Origin of the sequence: Mycobacterium sp. (genome assembly GCF_019243155.1) — a bacterium.
GTDB lineage: Bacteria > Actinomycetota > Actinomycetes > Mycobacteriales > Mycobacteriaceae > Mycobacterium.
In genome coordinates, this window is sequence record NZ_JAFAUS010000321.1 from 1 (window position 1) to 8,612 (window position 8,612).

Sequence of the window (8,612 nt, forward strand, 5' to 3'; positions counted from 1 at the left end):
AAGCGCGGTGGTTCGCGCCGCGCTCCCGATGGGGGGCTTCGTCACGACCACGCCGCCGCCACGGCCGCGTTTGACGGCCACGACGCCGTCGTCCTCGAGGATCCTCAATGCCTGGTCGAGCGTCGGCGCGCTCACGCCGTAGCGGTCAGCCAACTCGCGCTCAGGCCCCAGATAGGCCCCCGCCGGCCAGTTCATCTCCATTATTTCGAGCGCGACGCGCCTGGCGATCCTGGTCGGGAGGCCTTCATGCGCGGGGTCGATGAGGGTCCAATTCCGGAGGGGCGGGTCGACTATCATGTGTATAATTTAATTGCTGTGTTCGAATGTTCACCAATAAACGCCATACCCCGGGGTCTTTCATTCCAAATAGTCTCTGGCGCCCGAACCAGTGATGGGTAAACGTCCGACGAGATCGCTTCAATATTCAAGCGGGTAAACCGAGCGGGCCGACACGCGTGGCGGTGGCATATCGGAGCCTGCGCTTGGTAAGAGAAAAATCATCGAATTTCCACCCAGTTCCGGCCTGCAAGGGGGGGGTGGCTACACCGCGCGTCCATCCACCCGGAGGATACCCGTTGGATATTTAAGGCGCCTATCGCAGAAATCGACCAAGCTCGCGCCAGGGCGGGCGTCGGCCCTCCGCAGGAAACGAACCTGGCTTGCGACCAGCAGCCCCGAGGTCCGGTTGTCTGATCGCGCATTTTCGATTAGTAAAATCCTGGCGAATCCAGGTTCACCCATCAGCTAGAGCCGATCTCCAGCGACGCCGGGGTCAGGGTCGGTGAGCTGCCAAGGAAGCGCCAGCTGACAAGGGAGAACGGCGGTTATTTCGGGCCGCCTGTCTCTTTGAAGAGCCGGGACGCCCGGCGCCAGCGGGAGGAGGGATCGTCGTGACCTACATGCCGCGCTTGTCGGATCTCGAGGACAAGAGCTTTGACCCGTTCGTGGTCGAAAAGCTTTCCACCGGCGATTGCCCGGACCCCTATCCGAAACTGCGGGAGATGCTGGCCGAGGGGACTGTTCACAAAGGCAGCTACCGCGACCTGTTCACCGACGTTCCCGACGTGCAGATGAACAAGTTTCAGCACTACATGGTGCTGGGCTACGACGCCCTGCAGCGTGTGCTTACCGACGCCGAAACCTTCGGCAACCGCGACGCCTTCCTCCCCAACCTTGGAGTGTCCTTCGGTCACACCGTGTCGGTGATGGATCCGCCCGAGCACACCCGATATCGGCGGGTCTTCCAGAAGGCGTTCTTGCCGCAGGTGGTCTCCACCTGGGGCGAGAAGTACGTCGATCCCGTGGTCACCGATCTGATGAGCCGCTTTATCGATCGCGGCCGCGCCGACCTCATCGAGGAATTCACCCACCACTACCCGTTCCAGGTGATTTACCGGCAGCTCGGGCTCGGCCCCGAACAAGCCCCGACGTTCCACAAGCTGGCGATCGCGCAGCTGCTGTCGGTCATTGGCGCGCCGCAGGGCCTGGAGGCCACCGAGAAGCTTGGCGAGTTCTTTCAGGAGCTGCTGAACGTTCGGCGCGCCAATCCAGGCGACGACCTCGTGAGCCACCTCGCCATGGTGGAAGTGGACGGCGAGCGTCTCCCGGACGACGTGCTGATCTCGTTCCTGCGCCAACTCATGAACGCCGGCGGCGACACCACCTTTCGCGGCACCAGCAGCCTTCTGGTGGGGCTGCTCACGCATCCCGACCAGCTCGCCGCGGTGTACGCCGATCGCAAGCTGATCCCCCAAGCCATCGAGGAAGCGCTGCGCTGGGAGGGGCCGGTCAACATGTCGTGGCGCTACGCCTTGCGGGATGTCGAGCTGGACGGCGTGCCGATCCCGCAAGGCTCGATAATCAACGTCGTGCTCGGCTCGGCGAACCGCGACCCTTCCAAGTACGACCGTCCCGATGTGTTCGACATCTTCCGGGACCGGACCGTGCGTAATCTCGCCTTCGCCACCGGCCCGCACGTGTGCATCGGTCAGCACCTGGCCCGGGTCGAGATGACCCGGGCGCTCAACGCGTTGTTGGACCGGCTGCCCAATCTACGGCTCGATCCCGACATGCCGCCGCCGGACATCCGCGGCCATCAGCTGCGCGTTTCCGAGCACCTCTACGTCCGCTTCGATCCGGCGTGATCCGCGCGGAGACGGGGTATTTCCGGCGCTAGTGTCCCGAGTCCGAAGTTCGCCAGTGGATGAGATGGGCGCCGAGCGAACTTCAAATTCGCCACACGTCCCCGCCGCGCAACGGTTACTGTCCGTACATCCGCTCGACGCCCGCCCACCGCTCGGCTAAAGCCGCGCGGCGCTGATCGGGCGACACCACCGGCGTGTCCGGCGGCAGGTACTTGCGCACCTCGCTCGCCTTCACCCGTTTGACGACCACTGGGATCGGGGCAGCGTCGCCATAGTACCAGCGGAACTGGATGGTGCCGCGGTCGTCGTCGGCCGGATCGAGCCAGTTGGGCACGCCGGGGTCCACGTGCGAAAGCACCACCCTGAGCTTGCCGTCCTTATCGATCACCGCCGTGTGGGCGTTCAGACTAGACTGATGGAACTTGTAGTCGCTGGTCTGCCACCAGACGTCGCCCAGCTGCACGCCCCAGTACTTGGCGTGCGGAATGTCCGTCTCGATGATCAGGGCGTCGTCCTTGCCGATGTCGAAGATGGCCATCGGATGCGACGAGAAGCGGCTGCCGCCCTCGTCGGAGTTCGGGTGCTCGGTGAGCGGTCTGAAGCTGTTGAACACCTGCAGGCCGGGCGAGAGGCGCTCGTTCATCCGGTAGATGAAGTCGACATTGTGCGTGACGAAGTCGGCCGCGCGGCGCAGCCGGTCGGCGTATTCCTCCGGCGAGTACATCAGCGGCGCGCCGGCCGGCCGGTCGACCTCGTCGATGTGGATATCGACGGGCCGGTCGTGGGCCCAGTCGATCATCGCCTGGCGCATTTGGATGACGCTGCTGTGCGCGGTGGGATCGGTCTTGATCCAGTTGCCGGGATGCGGCGTCGGGCTGAGGATGACCTCGAAGGAGCCGTCGGGCCCGGTCTGCAGGGAGTCGATCAGGGTGTTGCTGAGGACGCTGAAGGTCTGGTCGCCCCAGAAACCGCTTTGCAGCTGCAGGTCGACGAAGGTGGGATCGTTGCGCCTGCCCCAGATGCGATAGGTCTTCGCCCCGTCGATGAACGCCCAGCGGTAGAGGAAGTCGGGGTTCGGCAGGCCCCAGCCGTACATGTTGTTGAGGAAGATCGGCTGGATGTAGAGCGAGGGATAGTCCTGCCTTGGGCCGACGTACATGTTGAAGCCGACGACGGCGGCCTCGGAGATCAGGTACAGCGCCTCGGCGCGCCGCTTTGGCGTGTCCGCGAATGGATGGGCCAGGAGCTTGGCGCGCGCCGCATCGAGCGTCCGATGGTAATAGGCCCAGGCCGCGTCGACGGCCGACCCGCTGGCCGCCGCCGCCGCCGGAGGCGCGGTCGATTGGGCCCGCGCCGGCGAGCCACCAGCCACAAGCGCTCCGATCACCAGCCCCGCAAGGGCGGCTGACGCCGCTTTCGATCCGCCCATTCATGTCCTCCTCGACTGCCTCGCGAACGACCTCTTGAGGGTCGGCGCCTTGGTTATTGGCCTCCGCTGGCCCCGAAGCGATATTTGAGGCCGAAGCCGAACATGCGCGGCGGGGCATAGATGGCGGCGTAGGAGCCCAGCGAAGAGGCCTGCTCCAGGTCGTCCACGCCGGCCTTGTAGAGCTGGTTCGTCACGTTGGTCATGAAGAACGACAGGTCCACCGGGTGACCGTAGATCTGATGCCAGGTCGCCCGCAGGTCCAGTGTGCTGTAGGCAGGCTGCGCCGCATGCGGGTCGAGGTTGCTGGTGGTGATCAGCCACACCTTGCTCTGGTAGTTCCAGGTTCCGCCGAAGGTGATCATACCGATGGCCGGATCGAGCGGCAGCTCATAATCCGCCGACAATCCCAGCTTGTTGCGCGGCACGAAGCCCATGGCGTTCTCCCCGCAGAAGCCGACGACGACGGAGGCGAAGGGGTTGCAGGGGCTGGTGGGGTTCGAGAGCGGGTCGGTCGGCAGGTGCTTGAACGCCGCGTCGGTGTAGGCGTAGTTGAGATCGAGCGTCATGCCCCGGAACGGTATCAGGATCCCCTCGAACTCGGCGCCCTGGACCACTGCGTCGTCGACGTTGCGGACAAGCGCCCCGACGCTCGGCTGGCCCGGAACCGACGGCAGGACGACGTTTTGCTGAATGTTGGTGTAGTTGTCGTGGAACAGCGCCACGTTGGTCCGCAGCCGCACGCCATTGAAGTCGAAGTCGGCCTTGGCGCCGATCTCCACAGATAGGTCGTATTCGGGGTTGTAGGCGGGGTCGAGCCCCGGCGGATTGGAGCTGTTGTCCCCGCCCGGCCGATAACCCCGGCTGACCTTCGCGTAGATCATCTGGTTCGGGTTGAATTGGTAGGTCGCGCCGGCGGTGTAGGTGATGGCGGTGAAGGTGGCGTGCAGGTCCAGGCAGGGATTGTTGTTGAACGTGACGCAGACGCCGTGCGGAAGGGAGCTGAGGGCTGTAGAAATACCGGGCGCGGCTATTGGCCCGTTATATTTGGTGACGCGCGTGTGATTGTCGTCGATCGTGTAGCGGATGCCGCCATTGATCTTCAGGCCGGGCAGGAAATCGCGTAGGTCGTATTCGGCGTTGCCATAGCCGGCCGTCTCCCACGTCTTGGTGTACTGCAGCGGGAGGTTCTGGCTGGCGCCGGACTGCAGACCCGCGTTCTCGAACGCGCCGGCGGGCTTCTGGGCGTCGGTGTAGGCGCCCGCCGACCAGACCAGCCGGTTGTCGAACAGCTTGCCGGAAAGTCGGAACTCGTCGCTGAACTGCTCCTGGAAGTTGAAGGGCAGGGAGGGGAGGCCGGCGCCGAAGGGGCAGGCCGAGTGGCAGGGCAGGATCAGCTGGCCGTTGCCGCCAGAGAAATTCTGCGCCTCGAAATCCTTCGTCCAGATGAAACCGAAGACGTTCTTGATGGTGACGACGCCGAGGTCCGCCGTAGTGGTGTTGGCCACGTAGAGGCTGTCGCGACGGTCGAACAGCGGGTTGGCGTCAAAAACCTGCCGGGGCCCGAGGGCGAGTTGGTGGGTGACCTGGGATTGGAGGTCCGCCAGATAGTTGGCCGGGTTGAAGGCCATGACGCCCAGCGCCGCCGGGCCCACGTTGCCGTTGGCGTCGATCCCGTAGAAATGGGCCGTCGCTGCATTGCCCACCGCGTTGGCGATGGCGCTCACTTTCGGAATATAGAGGTACTCAAGCTCGACCGAGGTGCCGTTCTCGTGGGTGTGCTCGTAGGCGATCGAGGTGTAGTTCTCGATGTGCTCCGTCGGCCGGATGACGATCCCGAAACGGTAGGATTCGTAGGCGACGTTGTCGAGGTCACGGCCATTGTAGAGGTTGGTGGTGAAGCCGTCGCGGCGGTTGATGTCCACGGCGCCGCGCACCATCAGCTTGTCGGGAATGATCGGGATGTTCAGGGCCCCGGTTAACTCCCTGAGGCCGTAGTCGCCGACCTTGCCTTCCACGTAGCCGTCGAAGCTGTTGGACGGCTTCTTCGGATAGATCATCACGTTGCCGCCGTCCGTCACCCGGCCGAACTGGGTGCCCTGTGGGCCGCGCAGCACCTGCACGCTGTCGACGTCGAAGAACTGCCCGTGGCTTAATCCCGTCGGCGAGACGATCGGTACGTCGTTGTAATAGGGGATGACGGCGTTGAACTGGTTGCCGAAGGAGTAGGATTGACCGCGGATCGCGAAGATGACGTTGTTCCGGTCCGACGTCACCGCCGGCACCGTCAGGCCTGGAGTGAAGTTCGCCAGGTTCTGCGGGTCGAAAACGCCGACCGAGTCGATATCTTTCTGCGAAATCGCGGTGACTGCCACCGGCACCTTCTGCAGGTTCTCGGAGCTGCGCCGGGCCTGCACCACCACCTCCTGCAGGGTGCTGGCCTGCTGGGCCGGCTCAGCGGCCCATGCGCTCGCCGTGTCCAGGCCGACCAGCGCCGAGGCGCAGAATAGTGAGATAAGAGCCGGCCTAGTCATCAAACCTCCCTGATCATGATGGCCCGAGGGAATGTTCGAACGGCTAGACCTTTTCCCTCAGAGCCTTCGTTATCAAGCTCTCCGCATCGATCGTCAATAAAAGTCTAACAAGTGACTGAATAGTCCCTTGAACGCGGCGGGAATAACTTGCAATCTCAGCGTGTCGGAAAAAGCGTGTCGCTCCTCACGTCAGCGGAGGCCCATATGCCATCAGCCTCGGACGCAAGCCGCAAGCAGGGCGAGCGCCACACCAAAGCCCAACTCGTCGAGGCGGCGGAGCGCCTGTTCGGCCGACATGGCCTGGAGGGGGTTTCGCTGCGGCAGATCGCGGCCGCTGCAGGCTCCTCCAATCCGAGTGTCGTTCAGTACCACTTCGGCGACAAGCTGGGCCTGGTTCGCTCGATCTTCTCCCACCGGCTGGCCGGTCTGGAGGCCCGCCGCGGGCTGCTGCTCGCCGAGGCCCAGCGGAAGGGCAAGATGGGCGATCCGCGCACCCTGCTTCACGTTCTGCTGGATCCCCTGAGCCAGGAATGCGATCGCGACGGGCAGCGGAGCTACGCCGCCTTCCTGCTCGGCATCCGCGTCTACAGCGTCGCTGGAGCGCGGGATCTCGTATTCTCCCTGGCGCCGCTTTCCGAGCATATCGTCAACCTGCTCCGCGCCGCTGTCCCTGCGACGCCAGAGAGACTCTTCCGCTTCCGTCTCAAAGTCGCGAGTTGCATCTATTGGCAGGCGCTGGTCGACCTTGACGCAGAACGCCAGAACGCGGGCGACCTGTTCGGGCCGGAGGAGGCGGTGCTCGCCGAGGCGCTCGATGCGGGGGCGGCCATGCTGACGGCGGCGGTGTCGGCGCAGGCCGCCGAAGCATTCGCGGCCGAGGCCAGCTAGAGCGGCTCGCGAGCGATTTCGGCCGCTGGCCTGAACCCCGGAGCGCCTTTCACCAGGGGCTGAGGTGAGGGCGGCGCGAGACGTTGGAGCTCTGCATCGCGGCTGACGAGTTCAGCCCATGGATGATCCACTGCCGCGTATCCGCCGGATCGATGACGTCGTCGAACTCGTAGGCACGGGCGCGCCTCAGCGCCTTGCCGGCCTGGTACATCTGTTCGACGTGCTCGTCGTAGAACCGCTTCCGCTCGGCCGGCTCCTCGATCGCCTCCATCTCCTTGCGATAGGCCAAGCGCACGGCGCCTTCGAGACCCATGCTGCCGAACTCGCCGGTCGGCCAGGAGACGTTGAAAATCGGCGCCTTCAACGCGCCCATCATCATCGCCAGCATGCCGATGCCGTAAAACTTGCGCAGGATGACGGTGAAGGCCGGAACCCGCAGCTTGGCGCTTGCCACCAGGAACCGCGACGAGCGGCGGACCAAGGCCGTCTTTTCCGCCTCCGGACCCACCAGAATGCCGGGCGTGTCGCACAGGAAGAGCACCGGCAAGCCGAAGTTGTCGCACAGGGCGAGGAACCTTGCGCCCTTGTCGGAACCGTCGCCGTCGACCGCGCCGGCCAGGTGCATGGGGTTGTTCGCCAGCACCCCTACCGCCCGTCCGTCGAGGCGGATCAGGGCGGTGATCAGGCCGTGGCCGTAGCCGGCGCGCAGCTCCGTGACGGAGCCTTCGTCGGCGAGGGTCTCGATGACCGGTCGCACGTCGTAGGCTCGTCGCCTGTCCTCCGGCACCAGGCCCCGCAGCAGCCGCTGGTCCTTGGGCGGCTGGGGCGCGATGTCGCCCTGGAAATAGGCGAGGTAGCGCTTGGCGCTCTCGGCGGCCTCGGCCTCGTCCTTGACCAGGATGTCCACCACGCCGGTCCGGTAGTGCATGGGGGCCGGACCGATTTCCTCCGGCGCGTAGACCCCCAGACCGCCGCCTTCAATCATCGCCGGTCCGCCCATGCCGATGTTCGAGGTCTCGGTGGCGATGATGACGTCGCAGGAGCCGAGGAAGGCCGCGTTGCCGGCGAAGCAATAGCCGGCGGCGATCCCCACCAGCGGAACCTCGCCGCTGAGCGCAGGGAGGCGGTGAAAGCTGTCCAGCTCGCCGCGGTATTCGGTGTCGCCGGGCCGCCCGCCGCCGCCTTCTGCGAAGAACACCACGGGCAGCCGAAGCTTCGCCGCCAACTGAAGAATGCGGGAGTCCTTCCGGTGGCCCTCATGCCCCTGCGTTCCGGCCAGCACCGTGCCGTCGTAAGCCAGGACCACGGCGCGCGACTTCTGGGGCCCGAACAGTTCGCCGTTCACCGAACCGACGCCGACGACGAGACCGTCCGCGGGGGTGTTGCGGATGAGGTCGTCCATGGTGCGGCGTTTGCGTTGGGGCGCCACCACGAGCCCGCCGTATTCCTGGAACGTGCCCGGATCGCAGACGGCGGCGATGTTCTCGCGGGCCGTGCGCATGTTGCGGCCGCGCCGCTTTCGGACCGCCTCGGGGCGCGCCTCGTCCATCCGCACCGCGCGCGCCTCGAGGACGGCGGCGAGGTCGGCTCGCACATGGTCCGGATCACGGACCCCTTCGG

General features: G+C 65.2%; 6 protein-coding genes. 2 read left to right on the forward strand and 4 right to left on the reverse strand.

From position 1 onward, the window contains the following. The coding region (locus JOZ00_RS16275; RefSeq protein ID WP_293345316.1) for a GntR family transcriptional regulator at positions 1-297 on the reverse strand (297 nt) is incomplete at its 3' end. A 602-nt stretch (positions 298-899) separates the two neighbouring features. Here JOZ00_RS16275 and JOZ00_RS16280 point away from each other — a divergent pair. After that, entirely contained in the window at positions 900-2,144 is a 1,245-nt protein-coding gene (locus tag JOZ00_RS16280; RefSeq protein ID WP_293345326.1) for a cytochrome P450, read from the forward strand. 115 nt (positions 2,145-2,259) lie between these two features. On the opposite strand, the gene JOZ00_RS16285 is transcribed toward JOZ00_RS16280, so the two are convergent. Together JOZ00_RS16285 and JOZ00_RS16290 are read right to left on the reverse strand one after the other, a co-directional pair. Beyond that, on the reverse strand, positions 2,260-3,573 hold the full coding sequence (locus JOZ00_RS16285) for a DUF1214 domain-containing protein (RefSeq protein WP_293345318.1): 1,314 nt from the start codon (positions 3,571-3,573) through the stop codon (positions 2,260-2,262). Between the two features lie 53 nt (positions 3,574-3,626). Next, positions 3,627-6,104 (reverse strand): TonB-dependent receptor, encoded by a 2,478-nt coding sequence (locus JOZ00_RS16290; protein WP_293345320.1) that lies wholly within the window; start codon positions 6,102-6,104, stop codon positions 3,627-3,629. 204 nt (positions 6,105-6,308) lie between these two features. Here JOZ00_RS16290 and JOZ00_RS16295 point away from each other — a divergent pair, with 204 nt between their 5' ends. Beyond that, a complete protein-coding gene (locus JOZ00_RS16295; protein ID WP_293345322.1) occupies positions 6,309-6,992 on the forward strand; it encodes a TetR/AcrR family transcriptional regulator in 684 nt (227 codons plus the stop codon). A 49-nt stretch (positions 6,993-7,041) separates the two neighbouring features. Here the strand turns inward: JOZ00_RS16295 and JOZ00_RS16300 are convergent, their stop codons facing one another. Then, positions 7,042-8,586, reverse strand: a complete 1,545-nt coding sequence (locus tag JOZ00_RS16300) for a carboxyl transferase domain-containing protein (protein WP_293345324.1) — start codon at positions 8,584-8,586, stop codon at positions 7,042-7,044. Positions 8,587-8,612: the final 26 nt, after the last annotated feature.